Raw genomic sequence first — 22,209 nt, forward strand, 5'->3', positions numbered from 1 at the left:
ATTATTCATTTCCAAAATTGTGTCTATGAATTTATGTGTAAGATCTATGATGATACTCTCCGCTCTGTTTCTACCCTTTCTGAGTAGCGCACAGAGTTCAGTGGCCGGCAGTATCCGCAGTCTTCAATCTGTGCTGGAACAACTCTATAATGAAATGATACCACTTTGCAGTCAACTCATTGGCGTGGGAAGAGGGATTGCAGGATTTGCTGCCACCTGGTATATTGCTTCCAGAGTATGGGGACATATTGCCCGTTCAGAGCCGGTAGACTTTTATCCGCTCTTCCGTCCTTTTGTTCTTGGCTTTGCCATCCTAATTTTTCCATCCGTGATCGCCATGATCAACGGCGTGATGAAACCTACTGTTACAGCTACAGCAGCGATGGTAAAGAATTCAGATAAGGCCATTGCACAACTACTGATCATGAAAGAACAGGCCATCAAACAAACGGATTACTGGCAGATGTATGTCGGCCCCGCAGGTCTTGGTGACCGGGATCGCTGGTATAAATATTACTATAAAGACCAAACAGAAGATTGGTTTGAATCAATAGGCAATGATGTGAAATTTGCTGCTGCTAAATTCTCCTATCAATTCCGCAATTCTATTAAGCAACTAATGGCAGAAGTGTTACAGATTTTGTTTGAAGCAGCTGCACTTTGCATCAATACCATCCGGACATTTTACATGATTGTGCTGGCTATACTCGGACCATTGGTTTTTGGCATTGCTGTTTTTGATGGCTTTCAACACACACTAACGGTGTGGATTGCACGCTATCTGAATATTTTTCTGTGGCTACCGGTTGCCAACATTTTCGGGGGCATCATTGGTAAAATTCAGGAGAACATGTTAAAAGTAGATCTGCAGCAGATCAATTCTACAGGTGATACATTTTTCAGTTCTACGGACACGGCCTACCTGATCTTTCTCATCATCGGAATCATCGGCTACTTTACCGTACCATCTGTGGCAAATTATATTGTTAATGCCGGAGGCGGCAACACGTTGCTCAATAAAGTAACCATGATGATGAGCAGTTCCACAATGGCCGTTGCCGCAACCAGTGCTGCCATGTCCAAAGATGTATTGGGAAGTGTGCATAATAAACTGACCAATTCCATGTCTGATGCAGGTCTTTCCAATGGCTATTTCAAAGACAATGCAGCAGGGTCAGGCAACAGTTACCAACGGGATAAATTAAGTGGTCAGACATAAAGGCATGTTGCGAGTATAAACAGCCGGACAAAGTGAAACAAATTGTGAACATGAAACCAGTGTGAAAGATGTTTCAGAAAATGAAAAATATAGATACCGCTTTCCGTTATATACGGCTTGTATCGGTTGTGTTCATTACAGGCACGCTCCTGCTTTGTGTATTTGTAGTTGCCAAAAGCTACCAGGCAAGCCAGCAGTCGCAACAACGAATTTTTATCCTCGCAAACGGAAAGGCCATTGAGGCTTTTGCTGCGGAACGCAAAGAAAATATTCCTGTTGAAGCGAAAGATCATGTGAAAATGTTTCATCATTATTTTTTCTCGCTCGATCCTGATGACAAAGTAATTCAGCAGCATATTTCAAAAGCATTGTATCTAGCTGACCGTTCTGCAAAAGAACAATATGACAACCTGAAAGAAAACGGCTATTTCGCAAGTGTGATCTCCGGCAATATCAGCCAGGAAATCGAAGCAGACAGTATTGAAGTCAATATCAATCAATACCCGTTTTATTTCCGCTATACCGGTAAGCAACGCATCATACGACCGGCAAGTATTGTTACACGCTTGCTTATCACAGAAGGTTACCTGCGCAGTGTTGCACGCTCAGATCATAACCCGCATGGATTTCTGATTGAAAAATGGCGGACGATTTCGAATCAAGATATTCAAACGCAAAACCGCTAACCATGTTGCGAATGAAACGATCGCATAAATTAAAACGAATCGAGAGCAATCCTACTGATCGTATGGCCTCGGTAATTGCAGGATCGATCAAACGAATGCAAGAGCAATTCGTGAAACTAATGACTGCATTGTTTCAAAAGATCGGAACACGTTTGTCGAAGATTGTCTTTGTTGCTGTATTGACAGCAACAGGTTCATACAGTTTGTATCTCACCGGAATTGCGTTCCTGCAACCCAATAAAAGTATTCAATTATCCAAGCCTTCTTCTATTCAACAACCGGAAAATATTAAACAAAATGAATCAAAAACAGTAATGCCGTTGACATCTGTTGATACAATTACAGCAGAAAAACTCCAGGCGTTTCTCCTCTATTTTGACAGTATCAAAACAAATCAACCAACACAATACGACAGCATCCTGCAATCCCGGCCGGGTTTGATTGACTCTGTCAGGATGCTTACTCAACTATATTATTCACAATAAAACATGAAGCGTATGAAAAGTGATGAAACAACAGCAGTACCGCAAGTGTCTGCTGAAAGAAACAAACCGATACAGCATTCTGTGGCATTTAAGCGTAAACGAAACATGCTGGTAATGCTGCCATTCATTTGCTTGCCCTTTATCAGCCTTGCGTTCTGGGCATTGGGTGGCGGACAGGGAATGACTAATGAAACAGAACCAACATCAACCGGTTTGCTCCTTAATCTTCCGGATTCAAAACTCAAAGAAGAAGACCCGACCGACAAACTGCGTTTTTATGAGCAGGCAGATAAAGATTCACTTGCATTAGAAGAATGGATGCGGACAGATCCATCTTACCGCCAACGACTTGACACAAATGCGGCAAATTTCAATGAACTAAAAATACTAAGTCAACAAACTGCCGGCAAATATAATTACCAGTTGAATAATACCCCTCATGCAAAGGGAACAACAAATACCGAAGATGAATTAATGCAAAAACTGGCTTTACTACAGCAGCAGTTACAGGAAACACCGTCACCGGATAAAAACATCACGAATATGAGTTCTGAAAAAAAAGATGAGGTTTTCGCTTCCGAAGTTGACCGCCTGAACACGATCATGCAACAAATCCAAAACACGAATCAAGACAACCAGGAACTACAATCCATACAAGGAACATTAGAAAAAATACTGGATATCCAGCACCCCGAACGAGTGAAAGAAAAACTAAGAGAGCAATCAATCAAACAAAGAAACACGGTCTTTCCGGTAACATCAACTACAAAAACAACAGCAACAAGTTTACTTGACAGTACGACAACCCCGGAGCAGTTTCAAGTCGGTTTCTTTGGGATAGATGATCAGGAAAAAACACAAGAACCTTTAAGTGCCTTTGAAGCTGTTGTTCATTCCACTCAAACACTGGTTAATGGCTCCATTATACAACTACGGATAGCAACTGACATCTACATCAATGGCTCTCTCATTCCAAAAGGAACAAAACTCAATGGTAAAGTATCGCTTAATGATGAACGGCTTGAGATTAACATTAACAGTCTGCTTTCAGGCAAACAGATTTTTCCGGTAGAGCTAGAGGTCTTTGATATGGATGGCATTGCGGGTATCTATATACCAGGGGCGATCAGCCGGGATGTTGCCAAAGAGTCCGCACAAAGCAGTTTACAACAAATGGATCTGATAACCCTTGATCCCTCTTTACGTGCTCAGGCAGCAACAGCCGGAGTGAACACACTCAAACAACTGCTTGGCCGAAAAGCAAAACAGATAAAAGTTGTCGTAAAAGAAGGCCACCGGATTTTGCTGCGTGATAAAAAACGGGAACAACAATCATCTATAAACAATTAATCTATGAAACAATTCATTTTCGGTGTGCTGTTGTGCAGCAGCATGCATCTTTCCATTGCACAAACAACCATAAGCATTAGCACGGACAAAACAAGCAGCTTGGTTTTTTCCAATCCGATTTTACATGTAGACAGGGGTGCAAAAGCCATTCTGGTACAAGCAGTGAAAGATGCGCCGCATGTGCTGCTTGTAAAAGCCGCATCTAAAAATTTCAATGAAACAAATTTAAGTGTGGTTACTGCAGATGGCAGTGTATATTCTTTTTCGGTCAGATATACAGCACAACCGAAGGAACAGCTGTACCAAATTGCTGCAAAAAAAGAAAACCAGCTGAACAACAATGCAATCGCACTGCTTGATAATCCAAGGACGATGAGAGGTATCCGTGACCATGAGTTGAATATGTCGGCCGAAGTAACAGGTATTTATGTACAGAACGATGTGCTTTACTTTCAGGTTCATTTAAGCAATCAAAGCCCGCTGGATTATGAACCCGAACTGATACGTCTGTTTATCCGTGATAACAAAAAAGCAAAGCGCACAGCTGTGCAGGAACAGGAACAAACACCTTTACTAATGCAGAATATGCCCGTTGTCATAAAAGCGATGAGTTCCCATACAATGGTGATAGCGGTTCAGAAATTTACAATACCCGACAACAAAAAAATGCTATTGCAGTGTATGGAGAAAAACGGCGGACGTCATTTGCAACTAAGAATCAATAACAGAAAACTCATGCAATCCATCATGCTGCCGGAACAAAGAATTGACAGCAACGATCAGACAGCTGGCTTCTGAGAGCAGGAACCTGTAATACGGATCAATGATGGTTAATCCGGTTGTAAATGCATAACATGAAAAACGAACACCCGCTTTCTGATGAAGTGCTAGCACTCGCTGAACTTGCACTTCGTGCAGGAAAACAATACATGGTCTATAATAACAGTCTGTATTTTATTGACCAATCGGATATTTATTTTTTCGCATCCCGCAACGAAGCCAACAGTTTTGCTGCCGATAATATCAGCGATCATGACAGGTTCCATGTGATTCACTTCAACTCCCTCCCTGACCTGCTTGCAAAAATCCCCTATGGAGAACAATTCAATCAATCGCAAGTCAATGATCCGGATCAAAACGGGTTATACAACCACGAAGGGAATGCATTTGCCGATGCGTTGATTGATCATTTCGAAACAACACATTTTTCAAAACAATTAAAATCAGAAAAAATGAATCAGGAAAATCTTCAGTATCTGAGTGATAATCTCAAATACATGGGCTTTGGAGAAACGCTCAAAGCAGATCTCGAAAAAAAATTACAGGAAGGAAAGCCGGAATTCAAACTGGAGTTCTTCAATGAAATCGGTAACAAAGGCTTTGAAGCTTCACTGCACTTCCGCAAGTCTGAATCAACCGACATGTATTTCTTCAACAATTACCAAGCCACCCTGCATCGCAGCAATGGTGATGAAGTCAATCAAACCTTTTATTTAAACAAAGGCAAAGGTGTTACTGCAAAAGAAGCATTTAACCTGCTTGATGGCAGAGCTGTACACAAAGAACTCCTTAACAAAGAAGGTCAACCTTACAAAGCCTGGCTGCAACTGGACTTTGAAAACAAAGACAAGCACAACAATTTTGAAGTAAAGCAGTATCATGAAAACTATGGCTACGATCTGAAGACTGCTGTATCAAAATACGCAGTGGCAGAATTAAACGATCCTGAAAAAGCAAAGGCGCTTTACCAATCTCTTGAAAAAGGAAATGTGCAGGCAGTTACCATCGAAAAAGATGGCAACAGTCAACGCATGTTTCTAGAAGCTGATCCCCAGTTCAAAAAAGTAACACTATACGATGGCAACCTGAAAATGGTAGCCCGTGAATCACTCGATCATTACAAAGCGTTACCGGCAGGTCAGGCAGCAGAGAAGTCAGTTGCCGATGATAAAAAAAAAGAGTTGAAAACGGAACAGAGTCCTAAGGTTGAAAAAGAAAAGAAAACGGAGAAATCACTGCTTCCCAAAAAAAGGGAAAGTAAAGGCAAAGGATTAGGAGTATCATAAATACTCCTGATCCTTTTTGTAAAATTAAAAAGGCACAATGAATATTCAGAATATATCGGCATTATCTGACCAGTTAAAAGCAATTGGGTTTGATAACATGGAACACGATCTGATTAAAAGGGTATGTTTTATTCCCAAAAACTTTACCATATGCGAAAAAATATCGAAAGAGAATGAACTGGTAATTTTCAATTTATACTTCGAACAAGATAAAAAGAAAGAATACGTACTCCAGTATTATGATGCTATTCTTCAAAAAGAATTAGCACTTTCCAATCAAGCTATCGATGGTGTGGATGTTGTCGCATTAGATGAAAATATGAACAACATTAACTGGAAAACTGCATTTGATTTTACAGCAAAAAAATCATTCAACCCAGATGAGAAGACACCGTTTGAAAACGAACAACGAATAGAGCTTGTGCTACGTGAGTTATCAACTCTTGCATTATCTGAGCATGGAAAATCGACAGCCATTCAATTAAAACAGAAATACTGGTCACTCATCCCATACAGTGAGTTAATGGGAAACTTAACGCCGGCAAAAGACAGAACAGAATTAAGTCAGCGATTTTATTGTTCTGAGGGGCAACCAATCATTTCAGCAGATGAAGCCTATCGCTTTTTAAAGAATAAATTACTTGAGAAACTAATTCAGTCGCAAAGAAAGGAACAGAAAAAAACGGATGATATTGATGCTGGCGCCAAAGCTGCGGGATCTTCGGACATAGGTATGGTTAAAAAAGGAAAAGGCAACAGTTCGAACAGATTTAAAAATTCAAAAGCTAAACTGGAATAATGATGGAATTAGCTTCTCCATTTGTAAGATTTTATGAGGCCGTTGTTTACGATGTAAGAATTGGGGCGACACATATCAGCGTTTATATGGCTTTGTTACAACAATGGAATTTAAAAGGAGGCAAAAACACATTCTATATCAGTCGATCCGAAATTATGTCGACAGCAAAAATAAACTCCAGGCAAACCTATAACAAGTGTATGAATGATTTAAAAGCTTATGGCTACATCAGCTATGAACCCTCGAAAAATCACTACAGAAAAAGCGAGGTTCAACTAAAGTAAATTGATAACCGAGAATATTTTTTTTATGTATGGAACATTTTTTTATTCCTACTGAGAATGACTTTAAAAAGTGGATAAAAGATGCAGTGCGTGAATGCATGCAGGAACATTTACAACAATTCTCAGCAGATAAAGAAAACGAGGAGGGGCTGCTTAACAGGAAAGAGATAGCAAAATTTCTTCGTATATCGCTCGTCACACTTAATGACTGGATAAAGAGAGGACTTCCTTCGCACCCACAAAGAGGAAAAATCTATTTTGACAAGAAAGAAGTTCTTAATTACATCAAAGAAAAAAAGATGAGGCAATTAAGGGTTGGCTCCAAACTGTTTCATATAAAACAGCAATTAGGGTAAAAATTATAAAAAGCCGGGTAGAAATAGTCCGGCTTTTGAATTAGCTACCTTTTACTACCTATTTGAGATATTATGTACTTTTATATGAAGTTCTTTAACATCATAATCTCAATGCTTTTGCATTAAATAAGCAGCAAATTGATCTGTGATTTTTCGTGTTTGCAAATTGTTTGCAAATCTTGAAAATTTGGGTAAATCAGATACGTCGAATTGAAGTAGAATTTCAGGAAAGCGTCATTATATCGATATAAAGTAACTAAGTATATGTTTTCCTCAAATCACACTTTGGCTACAACTGACTGATAATCATGCAATTGATTCTCTTAGAAAAGTTAGGACACGAAAAAGGGAGATTAACTTAATAATCTCCCTTCGATTGTGACCGCGTCAGGATTCAAACCTGAAACCTTCTGATCCGTAGTCAGATGCTCTATTCAGTTGAGCTACGCAGCCATTCCGTTTAACGGGCTGCAAATATAAGACGGTTGGTTTGAAATTTGAAATCTTTATCTGCTTCTCTTCAGAAAAATAAAAATCCCCCGTAAACGGGGGATTTAATAGTAGTACAATTAATATAATTTAGAATCTGTAACCAAGCGACAAACCAAAGCCTGTATTTCGGCTTGCAGTTTTGTCACCACTTGCGCCTGTAATTTCAGGATTGATCTTTGCCAAACCCAGTTGCGCATTTAACTGGATACTGAACTTGCTGCTCATTTCATAACCCACCAATAAATTGGCACCTGCATCTAAACGACGTGCATACAAATCAGCATCGTACTGAGCCTGCGTAACCTCATTTTCAAATTTGATTTTTTCTTCATTGCCGTTATCATCGCTTACCTTACCGGCAATAGCAAAACCAACATAGGGTCCAACACCTAATAACATATGTCCCGTACCAAGCATTGGCTTAAATAAAAATGTCACCGGAACATCAATATAAGAAATGGATGTTTTGATATCGGTGTCTAATAGTTTTGCTCCTTTACCAGAATACAATATCCCAGGTTGAATGTAGAACTGATCGGCTAATGGAATATCCGCCGTAACACCACCCTGGAAACGTGGAAGAAGTTTGTTCTCCAGTTTGTCGCCATTAGCATTCTTACCATTAATATTCTGCAGATTCACGCCTGCTCTTATACCGAAACTGATACCTGAGGAAGTTGTTGTTGACTGCGCCTTCGCTGTTATAAATGCACCTGATAAAATCAGTGCTGTTGAAAAAAAGATCTTTTTCATGTAATGATGAGTTTAGTTTTTATAAATGGTTATCTCGATTTAATTACTGTCCGCTGCCTGCTTCTTTCTTGGCGTCTGATTTCATTTTTTCATTCGCTGTAATCAGGAACTCTACTCTCCTGTTTTGCGCTCTTCCTTCTTCTGTTTCGTTTGTGTATTTGGGATGATTTTCGCCCATAGCCCTTGGATTCATGCGTGAGTTGGCAATACCTCTGTCGATAAGATAAACCATCACTGCATTTGCACGACGTTGCGACAATGCATCATTGTAGGCATCAGATCCTTTATTATCTGTGTGTCCCTGAATTTCGATATTGGTATCCGGAAACTTTTTCAGAATGGTTACAAATTCATTCAAACTTGTTTTTGCTTCTGTTTTTAATCCTGATTGATCGTAATCGAACAATACTTTGCTTTCGAATTCAATATTGATTCCCTCGCCTACACGCTCCACTTTTGCGTTTGGCACCTGCTTTTTAATTTCTTCTGCCTGCTTATCCATTTTCTTACCAATAAGCACGCCGGCCGTTCCGCCAACCGCAGCGCCGATAATTGTTCCTAATGCTGTATTACCCGATGCTCGGCCAATAACGGCACCAACAGCTGCTCCGCCCGTTGTACCTATAATGGCACCTTTTTGCGTTTTTGTCATTCCTTTACATGCTGCCAGTACAATACTTACTGTCAGTAGGTAATAAACGATCTTAGTAGTCTTTCTCATAAAAAAATATTTGTTCTACCCTCCTTCGCCAAAGATTGTGCCAGCAACCCCTTTTAAATAAAAAGAACCGCTTTGGGCGGTTCTTATTTAATTAATTAAGTATTAATCACTTATTTAATGAGATTCAGGGCATTCAACCAGCCGGTTCGTTTGCCTGCCCATCCGCTCATGAACGCTTCCGGCTTTAAACCTCCCTCTAAATTTTTCAACAAGCCGGTTGCCGCACTCATGGTCTTTACCGTATTTGCCGTGCTGATGAGGTTTTGCACGTTAAACCCCTGTTTAAACATCTCCGGCTTTATAAACCCGGCTAAAGAGGCAATGGATTTACCAACGCCAACGGCGTCTTTTACTTTACCGGCAGTGCTCAGGAAATTTCCTTTGGCACCCGTCCACGAACTGAGAAATGAAGCCGGTTTAATGGAATTGGTGAATTGTGTAACCAGGTTGCCGATACTGCCACCGCCTGAAACTTTGGGGAGTTGCGCAAAACCTGCTGCGGAAACAAAGAGCAACAGCGCAAGTGCGAAGGTGAATTTTCCTTTCATAAACAGATAATTTTAAATACTAATACAACTTAAACCGATGCATGGTTCGGCTTCAAAAAAAATTATTCCATGCCGGGTTGTTTCAATTGCCAACCTGTTTTTTTCTTTTCATCAAGCACCATTTGTTTTACATCGGCCAGCAGTTTCTTTGAATCATACACAATACCATCTTTGATGGTAAATTTTACACCGCCTGCACGTATCACTTTGTTTTCTGCATTTAGCTGAACAGCTCCTGTACCGTATAACAGTTGAAGATTTTCCAACGGGTTTACGTCAATCACAACAAGATCAGCCAGCTTGTCTGTTTCAATACTGCCGATCTCTTTTTCCATACCCAAAGCCTGTGCCCCATATAATGTGGCAGAGCGAATGACTTCTAATGGATGAAAACCTGCTTCACGCATCAGTTCCAGCTCACGGATATAACCAAAACCATAGGTTTGATAAATGAATCCGTTATCGCTGCCTGTTGTTACACGGCCGCCACGGTTTTTATATTCATTGATGAACGTCATCCACAAACGATAATTTTCTTTCCATTGCACTTCCTGCTCTGTGCCCCAGCTATGCCAGTAACTGCCATGCGAAACACGACTTGGTTCATAAAATTTCCAGAGCGATGGCAAGGTGTAATCTTCGTGCCACTCCGCTCTTCTTACACGTTGCAGATCACGATTGGCTTCATAAATATTGAAGGTGGGATCGAGTGTAAAATCAAGTGCCAGCAATTCATTCATCACTTTATTCCAATGATCGCTGTAAGGTGCAGCTGCCTGTTTCCATAACTTACCCGCTTCTTCAAAACGATGTTGTTCATTGCTGTAGTTATACGAGAGTGGATATTGCTGAATGGTTTGTTGTGTAAACAATGCCTCAGGCAAACCATACCAATGCTCCATTGAAGTCATACCTGCTTTCGCAGAGTTCACCACGTTCCATCGTGCCACATCCATTTGAGCATGATGACAACAACTGCGTAAACCGAGTTTTTTATTTTCACGGATAGCCGCATCCATAATATCGGGAGCAGCTCCAAAAAATTTAATTCCATCTGCACCTTTCTGTGCATTTTCCCGAACCCATGCAATAGCTTGCTCAGGTGTGGAGATCGGTTGCTTGCTTCCCTGGCCAAAAGCTGTGTATGCAAAAATGCGTGGAGCTGTTATTTTATTTGCAGCACTCAGCTTCTTTTCTTCCAGAACCCAATCGAGACCGTTACCACAGGAAGGGTCACGAACAGTGGTGATGCCATGTGCCATCCACAGCTTAAACACATATTCAGCATTGGCACCTTGACCGGAGCCTCCAATATGCCCATGCATATCAATGAAGCCCGGCAATACATAATGACCTTCAAGATTCAACTCCTTGCCGCCTTCTTTTAATTTAGGACGACGGTCATTATTGATTGCAACACCGGGATAACCAACATTAGCAATCTGTACAATTTTGTTTTTCTCGATCACAATATCAACAGGCCCCATAGGCGGCGCACCTGTTCCATTGATCATTGTAACACCCCGAAGTATCAGTTGAGGATAAGATTCACCTTCGCTTTTAATGGGGGCTTTTGCTACCTGTGCGGTAACGGCAGAAAACATGCAAACAAATGCAACCACAGTTGTAATTAATCTCATAGCAATTTTAGTTATGCTGAAATTTACAACTATTCGGATAACAGAGAATGTTTTGGCCAGCCGTTTACATAAAACAGTTTCGTAAGGGTTGCCAACCTTGTATAAAACCTGCTTAAATTTTTCGTTTAGATTGTAAGGTTAGCAACCCTGTATAAATTTGATCAGAATTTCTCGCCCGGGAAATATTTTGACATCAAAGCTTTAAACGCAGCCGTATTGCGGATGGTAGCAAATTCTTTCTGGCTCCACACTTCTCCACCTTCACCGTATTTAAGCTTTAAGGCATTCTCAAGTGTTGAAATTGCTTTTGCATCATTCTTTAATGCGGCGTAAGAAACAGCAAGATAATAGAACCCTGAACCACTTTTTGAATTTGCTTTCACCAAACGTTCGAGGTAAGGAACAGCCTTGTCGTACTTACCGGTATTAACATGTATGAGGCCAATGAACAAAAGAGGATTCTCATAAACAGAATCGATCTTTAATGCCATTTCATAATACGGTAAAGCCTCATCAAACTGTTGCTGAACATAAAACAGGTTGCCGAGATTATTGTAAGCTCTGAATAATGTTTTATCTAACTCAACAGCTCTCAATAAATACACTTTAGCTGAATCATATTGTTTGTAACGCAGATAAACCACACCCACACTGTTATACAAATCAGCAATCTCTGGTCGCAACCTGATGGCTTCATGCAAATACCTGATGGATGAATCAGGCTCACTCATATCCCTGAACAGGTCAGCCATATCAATCAACACAGACAGGTTTTCATTATTGAACTGATAAGCCTGCCTGTAATTTTCAAGAGCAAGTTCAGGCTTATCCTGTTTTTTATACAACAATGCAATGCTGTTATAGATCTGTGCATTGCCGGGACTTAATGCAAGCGCCCTGTTCAAACAAAGTAAAGCCGAATCGTATTGGCGTGTACGTTCATACACAGCAGCAAGATTGCTGTATAACGATGAATTAAGTGTATCGTATTTAATTGCGGTGAGGAAATATTTCCTTGCTGAATCTGTTTGATTCTTCCGGTAGTAATAAACACCAATTGAATTATACGTACCTGCATCACCTGCATCCACATCAATGGCTTTATTAAAATAAACATTGGCTGAATCATACATTCTTGAATTCTGGTAGAAGGTTGCAAGACTGATGTATGCATTTTTCGATTTAGGATTCATGCGGATGATCTTCTGCAGGTAAATAGCAGCAGAATCAGGACGTCGTCCTTGCTCATGCAACCTTGCAAGGTCAAGATATGGTTGGGTATAGTTCGAATCGAGTTTTATGGAGCTGTGATAGTAATTCAAAGCTGAATCAACAAGATTGATCTCTTTAAAGAAGTTACCGAGCAACTCGTACACATAAGCCTTGTCAGGATAATAATTTACACTGCGCAGGTAAAAGATACGTGCAGAATCGTAACGCTTCATAGCACCATATACTCTTGCCAATCCGTTGTAAGCATACACGAAAGAGGAATCTTTGCGAACAGTCTGGTTAAAAAACTCAATGGCCTCTTTATACTTTCCTTTATCCTTCATTAACCAGCCAAGGTTATTAAGTGCCGAAACATTTGAAGGATCGAGCTGCAAGCCTTTTCGGTACCAGTTTTCTGCTTTCTCTACCCTGCGTTGTTGAAATTCGAAGTAGCCGAGATCAACATAAGCATCTGCATTTTTCGGGTCAACTGAAATGGCCTTTTCATAAAAAGTACGGGCAAGATCAAAACGCTTCATTTGTGTATAAGCAAATGCTGCTGTTGTATAGGGATAGCGCCATTTCGGTGCTTTACTGATCGCTTTTAAACTGTAGTAAACAGCACTATCAGGTTTTTTTAACTGTAACTGTAACGATGCAATTGTGTGAAGAACATAGGCAGCATTGCTATCCAGTGCATAAGCCTGGTAGATAAGATCTCTTGCAGCCTGCATGTTGGTAACATTATTCTTACCATCAAAATAACTTCTTGCCTGGAAGAAATATAATTTCCCTTTCAATGATGTGATCAACGCCTGTTCAGTAGGCTCAACAAGATCAATTGCCTTTTTCATCATCATGGCCACTTTTTCAAAATCAAGCCCGGCAATATATTCAAGACGTTCAATCCCCGATTGAATTTCTTCGCTCCGGTCATTATCATCCAGCTGTGTTCTTATTTGCTGAATACCGGCAGCATCTTTCCCACTCAGGTATAAATTGATCTTTCGTTGCGCAAAGTTGATGAACTCAGCCGCCAGTGTTTGCTTTGCATCAATCGTCAACACATCATCAGGAAAAAATTTCTGTAACTGGTCAAAGTAAAAGTTAGCCGAACTGTCCCCGGTGAGTTTATTGTTTTTGATCGATTGGCTAAACTGGCTGTAGATGCGAATAATATTTGTATCGGCAAGTGTTGCCCCTCTTCCCCTGGCATTTCTTACCATATCGTTTACACCTTCACCTTCTGTCATGCCATTGAGATTTTTGCTCTTCTCCCATTGCAGCAAATAAGCACTGTCAACATTGGCTACATGTTTTCTACCTGCATCATCGCAACAAATAAAAGGCTCCTGCTTGCGTTTGTATTTCTTTTCAGCAACAACCGGCACTTTCGATAAAACATAAGAACGCAGTTCAACCAGGGTAATGATACCGTCCTTTCCTTCGTAACCATCTGCCAATCCACTCAACCCATCAACAAGGTAATAGGTGAAAAGCCCATGTCCGGTACCGATAGTAGCATCTTCCATCGATTCCTGTCCGGCACCTGTAGCCAACATGATCACTTCACCGGATTTACGTTCTGAAATGGCCGAGTTCAAGATCTGTTGTCCATCCTGACCACCGGGCAATTCGTTGGTGCGGCAGGCATCCATGATCAGATAGATCTCTACATTCTTACGACTCAATTCGGCAATACGGCTTTTTAAGTTGTACAACTGTATACTGCCGGTTACAATGTAATTGTTCTTATCACCGGCGGGGTTACAATCGTAGGTGAGAAAGAAATATTCATCCTGGTTAATGGCATCACCATGCCCGGCGAGATAAATGTATAAGCGATCGCCTGCCTTTAAATTCTTCTGTCGCAACCAGGCCATTCCCTTTACCCAGAAATTAGCAGATGTTGCTTGTTCGTTCACCAAAAAAAGCATGCGGTCATCCGGAATACTTCCTGCACCGGCCGATCTTAAATAATCACGAAACAAACTTGCATCACTGTCAGCATAAGATAAAGGCCGGATATGTTGGTAGGTAGAAATGCCAAGTATCATGGCATAACTCTGCCCTGTTACTGGTGTGGTACTTGTATCACCCACAGGTGCTGTAACAGGGGTCTGAGCTAATAACAATTCTGTGTGAAGTGTAAAAAATGCAACGCACAGAATAAGCAAGGCTTTACAATTTCGCATATATTCGAAGGCGAAAGTAGGTAAACAGATTTAAGAAGACAAGTATCAAACTAAATGCACTCGCCCCAAAAACCACCAACCGGCAAAAAATCAACATCGTTTATCAAAAGAGCCTATCAATGGCTTTATCATTTTTACCTGCGTTATCTTTTTAAGCGGGATACCATCCTGTCCACTTTTTCCGTGTTTATCGTTATCGGTCTGTTTTCACTTTTACCATTAAACACAAGTATCCTCAACCCTTTTAAAACGGCTTTAAAGGATCTTGACTTCAACGACATCTCTTATTCGGTACTTAATAAAAATAAGAATACACCAATTGATAACAGGATCGTAATCCTGAATATCGGCAATGCAGACAGGATGGGTTTGGCATTGATGATCGAAAAGCTGAGGATGGCAAAACCAAAAGTTATGGGGCTTGATGTAACGTTTGACGGTCCAAGAGATCCACAAAACGATTCCCTGCTCAGGCACATCATCGGGAGCACACCCAACCTTGTAATTGCATCAAAAATCAATTGGAAAAATAAAGCGATCCCGGAAGATGTGGGATACTTTGGTATCTATACAACAAACCGGGGCTATGTTAATTTTATTGGAGAAGAAGGTGGCACCATCCGCAACTTCTCTCCGTTTGAAAAAGCTAATGATAAAACTTATAATGGATTTCCTGCTGCCATTATTGCAAAAGCCGATAGTGCTGCTTTTTTGCAATTAAAAAACCGCAAAAGAGAATACGAGGTAATTCACTACAGCCGAAACCTTGAACAGTACATGCTGGTCGATGGTCAGGACCTGTTGGAAGATAATATTGCTCCGGAGCTTTTTAAAGACAAAATTGTATTGATGGGATTCATCAATCCTGATCCGTTTAATATTGAAGACAAGAAGTTTACACCACTCAATAAACAATTTGCCGGCAAATCTACACCTGATATGAACGGGATCGTTATCCATGCGAATATCATCTCAATGGTACTCGATGGAAAATATATCAGGGACATACCCTCAGGCATCTTTTGGGTCATTACTATCCTGATTGCCTGGCTGCATGTGGCACTTTTCATGCGCTATTATATTGAAGAACATATCTGGTTTCACCTGGTGGCCAAACTTGCACAAATATTCTTTGCTATCCTGTCGGTTTACGTTGGCATCATGTGTTTCGACTGGTTCAGTATTAAAATTGATACCAAAATATCGCTGATTGTGATTATCTTGGCAATCGATATAATCTATTTCTACGAAGCGCTTGCCGTATGGCTACATACAAAATTTGGTTTTCAAACCAGTTTTCATTCAAAATCACATTAATAACATGAAGCACATCCACATTCTCCTGTTGCTCACTATTTGTAGTGTTACAACCCAGGCGCAAAAAGCAAATTCATTTCTCATTTACTCTGTAAAGGGTTCTGTTTCTGTTGTTGAAAACAGTAAAGGCACCAAAGCACAGATCGGGAAACTGCTCGGTGACAAATCAAAACTTACTGTTGGCGCCAACTCATTGATCAGTATTATTTGTAATGAAAGCAGTTTGTTTTCCATTACAAAACCCGGAACTTATACCATGGACCAGTTTAAAGACTCATGCCTGGCAAACAAAAGTTCCATCACATCAAACTACCTGAAATTTATCTGGAACCAGCTTACCACACCCAAAGGAAGCCCGGAGAAAAACCGCAAAAGCTACATGAACAATGTAGGTGCGGTGAGCCGTGCCAATATCAGCATCTGGATCGATTCAAGGCTTGATACCATTAATTATTACTCAGGTGAGTTTCCTGTTTCATGGAAATGCTATTCTGATGCCGATGAATTTACATTCGACATTTATAATGAAGCTGAAGCAACAAAACCCATCTTCCAAAAGGTTGTTAAGAAAACAACTGTACCTATTTCAGATTTCGCATCGAAACTGAAAAAAGGAACACCTTACTACTGGCAGGTAAATGTGAAGAATGAAGATCCTGAAAAACGTAAAGTGATTTATGTTTGGGATAAAGCTTCATTCGAAAAATTAGTAGCACAATTACGCAATGCAGAAAAAGGTGCAGAAACGCCTGCTGAAGAAAACTTCAGGATCGGCTTCCTGCTTGAGTCTGCACGCTTTTATTCCGATGCATATGGTTACTATCAGAAAGCTGCCCAGTTAAATCCTGAATTGGAATTGTATAAGAAAACACTCGAAGCATTCCGTAAGGATTATGCTATCGGACAATAATATTATTTTTCCTGACTTTTCATAAACCGGTTGCAGTAATGCAGCCGGTTTTCTTTTGTGTAAAGAAAAAGTAAGCCATCAATTCTGTTCTTCCGAAATTTACCGCCGAATAGCTTAATCACCTTTTAGTAAGTGAACATATGAAGATCCGTTTCTGGAGTATTGGGAAAGCACATGAACCGTATGTAAAAGCAGGTGTGGAAGATTTCACAAAACGCATCTCTAATTACTACCCGGTTGAATGGACCATTATTCCTGTGCCAAAAAATTCAGGGATGTTGAGCGAAGCTGATCTGAAAAAGAAAGAAGGAGAAATTATTCTCGGTTGGTTACAGAAAGACGATTACCTCGTTGCATTAGATGAACGTGGTAAGCAGATCAGCAGTGAAGGCCTGGCAGAATTTATTATGAAGCGTGGCAATGAAAGTGTAAAGAACCTTGTGTTTTTAATTGGTGGCGCCTATGGCATTGATGAAGCGGTGATGAAAAGAGCGAATTACAAATGGAGTCTCTCGCCATTGGTATTTCCTCACCAGTTAGTGCGGTTGATACTTGCTGAACAGGTGTACAGGGCATGCAGTATAAACAGGAACGAAAAGTACCATCATAGTTAAGTACGAGGGACGAAGTTTGAAGTACGATTGCACCCCGAAGTATTGCAACTTGCCTGTTGCTTATTGCCTATTGTCAATTGCGGATTGTCTATTCGCCTTTTCTATTTAGCTTTGAAAATAAACAACATACAGCATGGAGTTTACAATTACGGTCGTCATTATTATTATTACTGTCATTATTTCATTTACAGCATTCAGCAGTGAAAAGATCATCAACGACCTTATTTTCTGGCCTCCGATGATACAGGAGAAAAAACAATTCTATCGTTTTGTTACCTCAGGTTTAATACATGCTGATATTCCGCATCTGGCATTTAACATGATTACCTTGTATTTCTTTGGCCGATTGGTTGAAGAATACCTTTTCATTCCCCGAATTGGAAAAACAGGCTACTTGCTTTTTTATATTGCAGGCATCATTGTATCTGAGATACCATCCTACATCAAACATCGTAACAATTACAGTTATCGTAGTCTTGGTGCATCGGGTGCAGTTACAGCTGTTTTATTTTCGTTCATATTGTTGGCCCCTTGGCAAACGATCTATGTTTTCTTCCTGCCGGTTCCTGCAATTATTTTTGCTGCCCTATATGTTGGTTACTCTATTTACATGGATCGCAAAGGTGGCGACAATGTAAATCATAGTGCGCATTTATGGGGAGCAGCCTGGGGTGTTGTGTTTACTTTATTTATGGAGCCCGACATTATTAATCAATTCCTTGATCAGTTAATGCATCCGAACTTCTCAATGTGATAAGGTAGTTTCATTTAAGCAGTATAACTTATCTGCAATACATTTTTGGTTGAAGAAATTAATTTGAACCGGTCATCAATTCGATGGCCGACCACCCAGATGATCTTTTTATTACTTTCCAGCACCCAAACTTTTTCTTTTTGGGTTTTGGAAAGTTTAGCATCAATGAGGAAACGGGCTACTTTCTTTTTCTTCTTCATACCAAGTGGATAGAAGTAATCACCTGTTTTCCATTTGCGCAGCAACAAGGGGAAGCCGATTTCTTTTGCATCGAGCATTGCAATGTTATTGGGTGAAGTAAGCTCAACTTTTGAAACATCGATTTTCCTGAATGTCAAGCGCCCTTCTTCAAACAAAACCTCAGCGTCTTTTTCTTCAATAATAATCGTTGCCGATTCCACTGATTGAACTGGCGAGATAATAAACCAATGCCGGTGTTTGATGATACGGTAATGAAATGCAGGGGAATCAATGTACTTGCCTGAATCACTCTCTGCTAATTTCAAAACTTCATCAATTTGCTTTTCAGAAAAGCCATAAGGATGAATGATCTCGTAGATCAATGCCTTGTTCTTGTACTGCAGCAATTGCTTTACAGGAATATGAACTTCATTGCCCTTTACTCTGCACAGTTTTTTAATGATGACTTGTGTTGAGAGTTTATAGAGTTGTTCAATTTCCAGAAAGCGGTTGATGTTATCCGTGAGATTTGTTTTTACTTGCGGATATACGTTTTCAATGGCAGGAATAATTTCATTCCGGAAAAAATTGCGTGTGTACTTCGATGATTGATTGGATGAATCTTCCCTGAACTGCAAACCATGTTCTGTAGCATAATCCAACAACTCCTGTTTGCTGAATGATAACAAAGGGCGCTTTATATGTCCGTTTCCAACAGGAATACCTGTGAGCCCATGCAAACCTGTACCACGGAAGAAATTCATCAGAAGGGTTTCGATATTGTCGTCGGCATGATGGGCGGTGAGAAGATGCGTGGGAACGTGAGTGGTGAGTGGTGAGTCGTGAGTGGATGCGTCTGCGATTGACGCTTCACGATTCACGACTGATGACTGACGATTGACCATCTCCTCAAACCAAGTATATCGCAACGCTCTTGCAGCTTCCTGGATCGATAATTTATTTGTCGCTGCATATTGCTCCGTATCAAATTTTTTCACCAGTACTTCTACATGATATTTTTCGCCCAGCGATTGTACAAATGTTTCATCTGTATCACTCTCCTCTCCTCTCAATTGAAAATTGCAATGAGCAATACTGAATCGGTAGCCGGCTTTGTGGCAGAGATCAACCAAAACAATGCTATCGACTCCGCCGCTAACGGCCAGCAGTAGTTGATCTTTTGGCTGAAAAAGATGGAGTTGCTGAATGTATTGTTGAAAACGGAAAAGTAAATTCATGTAGTATCAATCACAGATGAAGTGAGCAAAGTAGTACAAGTGTGCGACGCAACAAAAGATTAATCAAGGAACAGCAGCCGGAAACAAAAAATCCTAAAACGTCAATTCCTCAAAAGCTCCTCTCAATTCTCCCAATGCATGCTGCTCTCCTTTCGCCTTTGCTACTTCCATTCCTTTCTGGTACCATTCAATGGCCTTGTCGTTATCGCCAATCCGCTCAAATAATTTACCGAGATGGTAATAGGAACCCACATAACCCGGCTCTGCTTCCAACAACTCTTCAAACAATTGCTTTGCTGTTTCATCATCGCCCAGCTTTACATGTTCCAGCGCCAATGCATGTTTCAGAAAACTATCGGTGGCATTTGCTTCCAGAAATTTCTTCAACTGTTCAATTCTCTCCATAACTGTAAATATTTTTTGCTACAATATTGCTGCCGTGAAGCACAAAGCTTTATCTTTGTATAGTTGCATAAACAACTATTTTTAACCTCATACAAAATTTGCTTGCATGAAGATTTTAGTTTGTATCAGTAAAACGCCTGATACCACGGCAAAAATAGCCTTCACCGATAACAACACAAAGTTTGCGCAGGATGGCGTGCAGTGGATCATTAATCCGTACGACGAATGGTATGCTTTGGTACGTGCCATTGAACTGAAAGAAAAAGATCCTTCTACCGTTATTCATCTTGTAACTGTTGGACCGGCTGATGCAGATCCCATCATCCGCAAAGCATTGGCATTGGGTGGCGATGAAGCCATTCGTGTAAATGCCGATAGCCATGACAGTTTTTACATTGCTGCACAAATTGCAGAGATCGCAAAACAAGGTGCATATGACCTCGTTTTCACCGGAAAAGAAACCATCGATTACAATGGTTCTTCTATTGGTGGTATGGTTGCTGAGTTACTCGATCAACCATATGTTTCGCTTGCTACCAAGTTTGAATTGAATGGCACTGTTGCAACCATCGATCGTGAAATTGAAGGTGGCGAAGAAACCTGCGAGGTTAGTCTGCCCGTTGTTGTTAGTTGTCAGAAAGGAATGGCCGAGCAACGTATCCCCAACATGAAAGGAATTATGGGTGCACGTACAAAACCCTTGAAAGCAGTTGAACCGGTTGCTGTAGATGCACTCACATCAGTTGCTTCATTTGAATTACCTCCTGCAAAAGCCGGTGTAAAACTGGTTGATCCGGAGAATGTGGGAGAACTGGTTAGGTTACTTCACGAAGAAGCCAAAGTAATCTAATTGCAGATTGGCGATCGCAGATTTCAGAATGCTGCACATCATCAATCTAAAATCTTAAATCTAACAACTAAAATATCGATATGTCTGTTTTAATATTCATCGACTCTGCCGAAGGTCATGTAAAAAAATCTTCGTTTGAAGCATTAACCTATGGTGCACATTTAGCCAAACAACTCGGCACAAGTGCTGAAGGCGTATTGTTAGGAACTGTGGCGGATGATGTGGCCGGTTTAGGGAAGTATGGTGTTTCAAAAATTCATCATGTTGCCAACGATACATTAAATCATGTAGATGCACAGGTATATGCCAAAGCAATTGCTGATGTGGCAACTGCTGCAGGAGCAACGGTGATCGTTCTGTCCCATAACGTAACGGGTAAAGCTGTTTCTCCCCGACTGAGTGCCAGATTAAAAGCTGGTTTGGTAGCCGGTGCAGTTGGTTTGCCTGATACAAGCAATGGCTTTGTGGCTAAGAAAGGCGTGTTCAGCGGAAAAGCATTTGCGCACATCGCTGTGAACACTCCGGTAAAAATTCTTTCGATAAGTCCCAACTCATATAAAACTGAAGCCGGTGAAGGCATTGCAGAAGTAGTTGCTTCAAATGTAACGGTTGATGCAGCAAAAGTAAAAGTAACAGCAACGAATAAGGTAACCGGACAGGTTCCGTTAAGTGAAGCTGAGCTGGTGGTGAGCGGTGGTCGTGGTTTAAAAGGACCGGAGAATTGGGGCATGATGGAAGAACTGGCTGGTTTGCTGGGTGCAGCTACCGCCTGCAGCCGTGCAGTGGCCGATGCACATTGGCGTCCGCATCATGAGCATGTTGGACAAACGGGCGGTTCCATTGCTCCGAATTTATACCTGGCCGTTGGCATCAGTGGTGCTATTCAACACCTGGCCGGTGTAAACCGAAGCAAAGTAATTGTGGTGATCAACAAAGACCCCGAAGCACCTTTCTTTAAAGCTGCTGATTACGGTATTGTGGGCGATGCGTTTGATGTGATCCCGAAAATGATACAGGAAGTAAAGAAACTCAAAGGAGTAGCTTAAGTCAGCCGATAGTGGATAGTCTTTAATCGATAGCCTTTGGTTGAAAGTTGTTAGAATTTTACTGACGAATATCGGCTAAAGGCTATCGG

Annotated in this window: 22 protein-coding genes and 1 tRNA gene; 15 read left to right on the top strand and 8 right to left on the bottom strand. The window is 40.7% G+C overall.

The window, feature by feature from the left end; all coding sequences use genetic code 11:
- Window positions 1–25 precede the first annotated feature (25 nt).
- The 9 genes from traJ to VK159_RS13100 all read left to right on the top strand — a co-directional run bounded on the left by traJ (window position 26) and on the right by VK159_RS13100 (window position 7,245).
- The gene (traJ, locus tag VK159_RS13060) at window positions 26–1,219 is read left to right on the top strand and encodes a conjugative transposon protein TraJ (RefSeq protein WP_324230590.1); all 1,194 of its coding nucleotides are present in this window, start codon (window positions 26–28) and stop codon (window positions 1,217–1,219) included.
- A 68-nt stretch (window positions 1,220–1,287) separates the two neighbouring features.
- Window positions 1,288–1,905 carry a conjugative transposon protein TraK gene (gene traK, locus VK159_RS13065; RefSeq protein WP_324230591.1) on the top strand — a complete coding sequence of 206 codons (618 nt, stop codon included), beginning with the start codon at window positions 1,288–1,290 and terminating at the stop codon, window positions 1,903–1,905.
- 11 nt (window positions 1,906–1,916) lie between these two features.
- Window positions 1,917–2,390 carry a hypothetical protein gene (locus VK159_RS13070; protein ID WP_324230592.1) on the top strand — a complete coding sequence of 158 codons (474 nt, stop codon included), beginning with the start codon at window positions 1,917–1,919 and terminating at the stop codon, window positions 2,388–2,390.
- 12 nt (window positions 2,391–2,402) lie between these two features.
- Window positions 2,403–3,740, top strand: coding sequence for a conjugative transposon protein TraM (gene traM / locus VK159_RS13075; protein ID WP_324230622.1), 1,338 nt, complete (start codon window positions 2,403–2,405; stop codon window positions 3,738–3,740).
- Between the two features lie 3 nt (window positions 3,741–3,743).
- Window positions 3,744–4,538 (top strand): conjugative transposon protein TraN, encoded by a 795-nt coding sequence (gene traN, locus VK159_RS13080; RefSeq protein ID WP_324230593.1) that lies wholly within the window; start codon window positions 3,744–3,746, stop codon window positions 4,536–4,538.
- Between the two features lie 56 nt (window positions 4,539–4,594).
- A complete protein-coding gene (locus VK159_RS13085) occupies window positions 4,595–5,806 on the top strand; it encodes a hypothetical protein (protein WP_324230594.1) in 1,212 nt (403 codons plus the stop codon).
- Window positions 5,807–5,843: 37 nt separating this feature from the next.
- Window positions 5,844–6,605: a hypothetical protein gene (locus VK159_RS13090; RefSeq protein WP_324230595.1), complete on the top strand. Its 762-nt coding sequence runs from the start codon at window positions 5,844–5,846 to the stop codon at window positions 6,603–6,605.
- Window positions 6,605–6,889, top strand: a complete 285-nt coding sequence (locus VK159_RS13095) for a hypothetical protein (protein WP_324230596.1) — start codon at window positions 6,605–6,607, stop codon at window positions 6,887–6,889. Before VK159_RS13090 ends, VK159_RS13095 begins: the two co-directional genes overlap by 1 nt.
- A gap of 29 nt (window positions 6,890–6,918) precedes the next feature.
- A complete protein-coding gene (locus tag VK159_RS13100; RefSeq protein ID WP_324230597.1) occupies window positions 6,919–7,245 on the top strand; it encodes a helix-turn-helix domain-containing protein in 327 nt (108 codons plus the stop codon).
- A 379-nt stretch (window positions 7,246–7,624) separates the two neighbouring features.
- Here the strand turns inward: VK159_RS13100 and VK159_RS13105 are convergent.
- The 6 genes from VK159_RS13105 to VK159_RS13130 form a co-directional block, all read right to left on the bottom strand.
- A tRNA-Arg gene (locus VK159_RS13105) sits at window positions 7,625–7,698 on the bottom strand.
- Window positions 7,699–7,824: 126 nt separating this feature from the next.
- Entirely contained in the window at window positions 7,825–8,490 is a 666-nt protein-coding gene (locus VK159_RS13110) for a porin family protein (protein WP_324230598.1), read from the bottom strand.
- Window positions 8,491–8,533: 43 nt separating this feature from the next.
- Complete coding sequence (locus VK159_RS13115; protein WP_324230599.1) at window positions 8,534–9,211, bottom strand: OmpA family protein; 678 nt, start codon at window positions 9,209–9,211, stop codon at window positions 8,534–8,536.
- Between the two features lie 110 nt (window positions 9,212–9,321).
- Entirely contained in the window at window positions 9,322–9,759 is a 438-nt protein-coding gene (locus VK159_RS13120; protein ID WP_324230600.1) for a hypothetical protein, read from the bottom strand.
- 62 nt (window positions 9,760–9,821) lie between these two features.
- Window positions 9,822–11,399 carry an amidohydrolase family protein gene (locus VK159_RS13125; RefSeq protein ID WP_324230601.1) on the bottom strand — a complete coding sequence of 526 codons (1,578 nt, stop codon included), beginning with the start codon at window positions 11,397–11,399 and terminating at the stop codon, window positions 9,822–9,824.
- 161 nt (window positions 11,400–11,560) lie between these two features.
- Window positions 11,561–14,788 (bottom strand): tetratricopeptide repeat protein, encoded by a 3,228-nt coding sequence (locus VK159_RS13130; RefSeq protein WP_324230602.1) that lies wholly within the window; start codon window positions 14,786–14,788, stop codon window positions 11,561–11,563.
- Window positions 14,789–14,860: 72 nt separating this feature from the next.
- Here VK159_RS13130 and VK159_RS13135 point away from each other — a divergent pair, with 72 nt between their 5' ends.
- The 4 genes from VK159_RS13135 to VK159_RS13150 all read left to right on the top strand — a co-directional run bounded on the left by VK159_RS13135 (window position 14,861) and on the right by VK159_RS13150 (window position 18,401).
- Window positions 14,861–16,123: a CHASE2 domain-containing protein gene (locus VK159_RS13135; protein WP_324230603.1), complete on the top strand. Its 1,263-nt coding sequence runs from the start codon at window positions 14,861–14,863 to the stop codon at window positions 16,121–16,123.
- 4 nt (window positions 16,124–16,127) lie between these two features.
- The gene (locus VK159_RS13140) at window positions 16,128–17,033 is read left to right on the top strand and encodes a hypothetical protein (RefSeq protein ID WP_324230604.1); all 906 of its coding nucleotides are present in this window, start codon (window positions 16,128–16,130) and stop codon (window positions 17,031–17,033) included.
- Between the two features lie 140 nt (window positions 17,034–17,173).
- Window positions 17,174–17,647 (top strand): 23S rRNA (pseudouridine(1915)-N(3))-methyltransferase RlmH, encoded by a 474-nt coding sequence (locus VK159_RS13145; protein WP_324230605.1) that lies wholly within the window; start codon window positions 17,174–17,176, stop codon window positions 17,645–17,647.
- A 133-nt stretch (window positions 17,648–17,780) separates the two neighbouring features.
- Window positions 17,781–18,401 (top strand): rhomboid family intramembrane serine protease, encoded by a 621-nt coding sequence (locus VK159_RS13150; protein ID WP_324230606.1) that lies wholly within the window; start codon window positions 17,781–17,783, stop codon window positions 18,399–18,401.
- A gap of 14 nt (window positions 18,402–18,415) precedes the next feature.
- On the opposite strand, the gene tilS is transcribed toward VK159_RS13150, so the two are convergent.
- Both tilS and VK159_RS13160 read right to left on the bottom strand, forming a co-directional pair.
- The gene (tilS, locus tag VK159_RS13155) at window positions 18,416–19,819 is read right to left on the bottom strand and encodes a tRNA lysidine(34) synthetase TilS (RefSeq protein ID WP_324230607.1); all 1,404 of its coding nucleotides are present in this window, start codon (window positions 19,817–19,819) and stop codon (window positions 18,416–18,418) included.
- A 93-nt stretch (window positions 19,820–19,912) separates the two neighbouring features.
- Window positions 19,913–20,224, bottom strand: a complete 312-nt coding sequence (locus VK159_RS13160) for a tetratricopeptide repeat protein (RefSeq protein WP_324230608.1) — start codon at window positions 20,222–20,224, stop codon at window positions 19,913–19,915.
- Between the two features lie 106 nt (window positions 20,225–20,330).
- Here VK159_RS13160 and VK159_RS13165 point away from each other — a divergent pair, with 106 nt between their 5' ends.
- Both VK159_RS13165 and VK159_RS13170 read left to right on the top strand, forming a co-directional pair.
- Window positions 20,331–21,074, top strand: coding sequence for an electron transfer flavoprotein subunit beta/FixA family protein (locus VK159_RS13165; protein WP_324230609.1), 744 nt, complete (start codon window positions 20,331–20,333; stop codon window positions 21,072–21,074).
- 80 nt (window positions 21,075–21,154) lie between these two features.
- Entirely contained in the window at window positions 21,155–22,120 is a 966-nt protein-coding gene (locus VK159_RS13170; RefSeq protein WP_324230610.1) for an electron transfer flavoprotein subunit alpha/FixB family protein, read from the top strand.
- Window positions 22,121–22,209: the final 89 nt, after the last annotated feature.

The sequence above is a fragment of the Lacibacter sp. genome (genome assembly GCF_035299325.1).
GTDB lineage: Bacteria > Bacteroidota > Bacteroidia > Chitinophagales > Chitinophagaceae > Lacibacter.

Bases quoted from the DNA above. Each gene is read 5' to 3' on its own strand.
- VK159_RS13120 (WP_324230600.1), bottom strand. From the start codon at position 9,759: ATGAAAGGAAAATTCACCTTCGCACTTGCGCTGTTGCTCTTTGTTTCC.
- VK159_RS13140 (WP_324230604.1), top strand. From the start codon at position 16,128: ATGAAGCACATCCACATTCTCCTGTTGCTCACTATTTGTAGTGTTACA.
- VK159_RS13150 (WP_324230606.1), top strand. From the start codon at position 17,781: ATGGAGTTTACAATTACGGTCGTCATTATTATTATTACTGTCATTATT.
- VK159_RS13085 (WP_324230594.1), top strand. From the start codon at position 4,595: ATGAAAAACGAACACCCGCTTTCTGATGAAGTGCTAGCACTCGCTGAA.
- tilS (WP_324230607.1), bottom strand. From the start codon at position 19,819: ATGAATTTACTTTTCCGTTTTCAACAATACATTCAGCAACTCCATCTT.
- VK159_RS13115 (WP_324230599.1), bottom strand. From the start codon at position 9,211: ATGAGAAAGACTACTAAGATCGTTTATTACCTACTGACAGTAAGTATT.
- traN (WP_324230593.1), top strand. From the start codon at position 3,744: ATGAAACAATTCATTTTCGGTGTGCTGTTGTGCAGCAGCATGCATCTT.
- VK159_RS13095 (WP_324230596.1), top strand. From the start codon at position 6,605: ATGATGGAATTAGCTTCTCCATTTGTAAGATTTTATGAGGCCGTTGTT.
- VK159_RS13170 (WP_324230610.1), top strand. From the start codon at position 21,155: ATGTCTGTTTTAATATTCATCGACTCTGCCGAAGGTCATGTAAAAAAA.
- traJ (WP_324230590.1), top strand. From the start codon at position 26: ATGAATTTATGTGTAAGATCTATGATGATACTCTCCGCTCTGTTTCTA.
- VK159_RS13125 (WP_324230601.1), bottom strand. From the start codon at position 11,399: ATGAGATTAATTACAACTGTGGTTGCATTTGTTTGCATGTTTTCTGCC.
- VK159_RS13110 (WP_324230598.1), bottom strand. From the start codon at position 8,490: ATGAAAAAGATCTTTTTTTCAACAGCACTGATTTTATCAGGTGCATTT.
- VK159_RS13090 (WP_324230595.1), top strand. From the start codon at position 5,844: ATGAATATTCAGAATATATCGGCATTATCTGACCAGTTAAAAGCAATT.
- VK159_RS13100 (WP_324230597.1), top strand. From the start codon at position 6,919: ATGGAACATTTTTTTATTCCTACTGAGAATGACTTTAAAAAGTGGATA.
- VK159_RS13145 (WP_324230605.1), top strand. From the start codon at position 17,174: ATGAAGATCCGTTTCTGGAGTATTGGGAAAGCACATGAACCGTATGTA.
- VK159_RS13160 (WP_324230608.1), bottom strand. From the start codon at position 20,224: ATGGAGAGAATTGAACAGTTGAAGAAATTTCTGGAAGCAAATGCCACC.
- traK (WP_324230591.1), top strand. From the start codon at position 1,288: ATGTTTCAGAAAATGAAAAATATAGATACCGCTTTCCGTTATATACGG.
- VK159_RS13070 (WP_324230592.1), top strand. From the start codon at position 1,917: ATGAAACGATCGCATAAATTAAAACGAATCGAGAGCAATCCTACTGAT.
- VK159_RS13165 (WP_324230609.1), top strand. From the start codon at position 20,331: ATGAAGATTTTAGTTTGTATCAGTAAAACGCCTGATACCACGGCAAAA.
- VK159_RS13135 (WP_324230603.1), top strand. From the start codon at position 14,861: ATGCACTCGCCCCAAAAACCACCAACCGGCAAAAAATCAACATCGTTT.
- traM (WP_324230622.1), top strand. From the start codon at position 2,403: ATGAAAAGTGATGAAACAACAGCAGTACCGCAAGTGTCTGCTGAAAGA.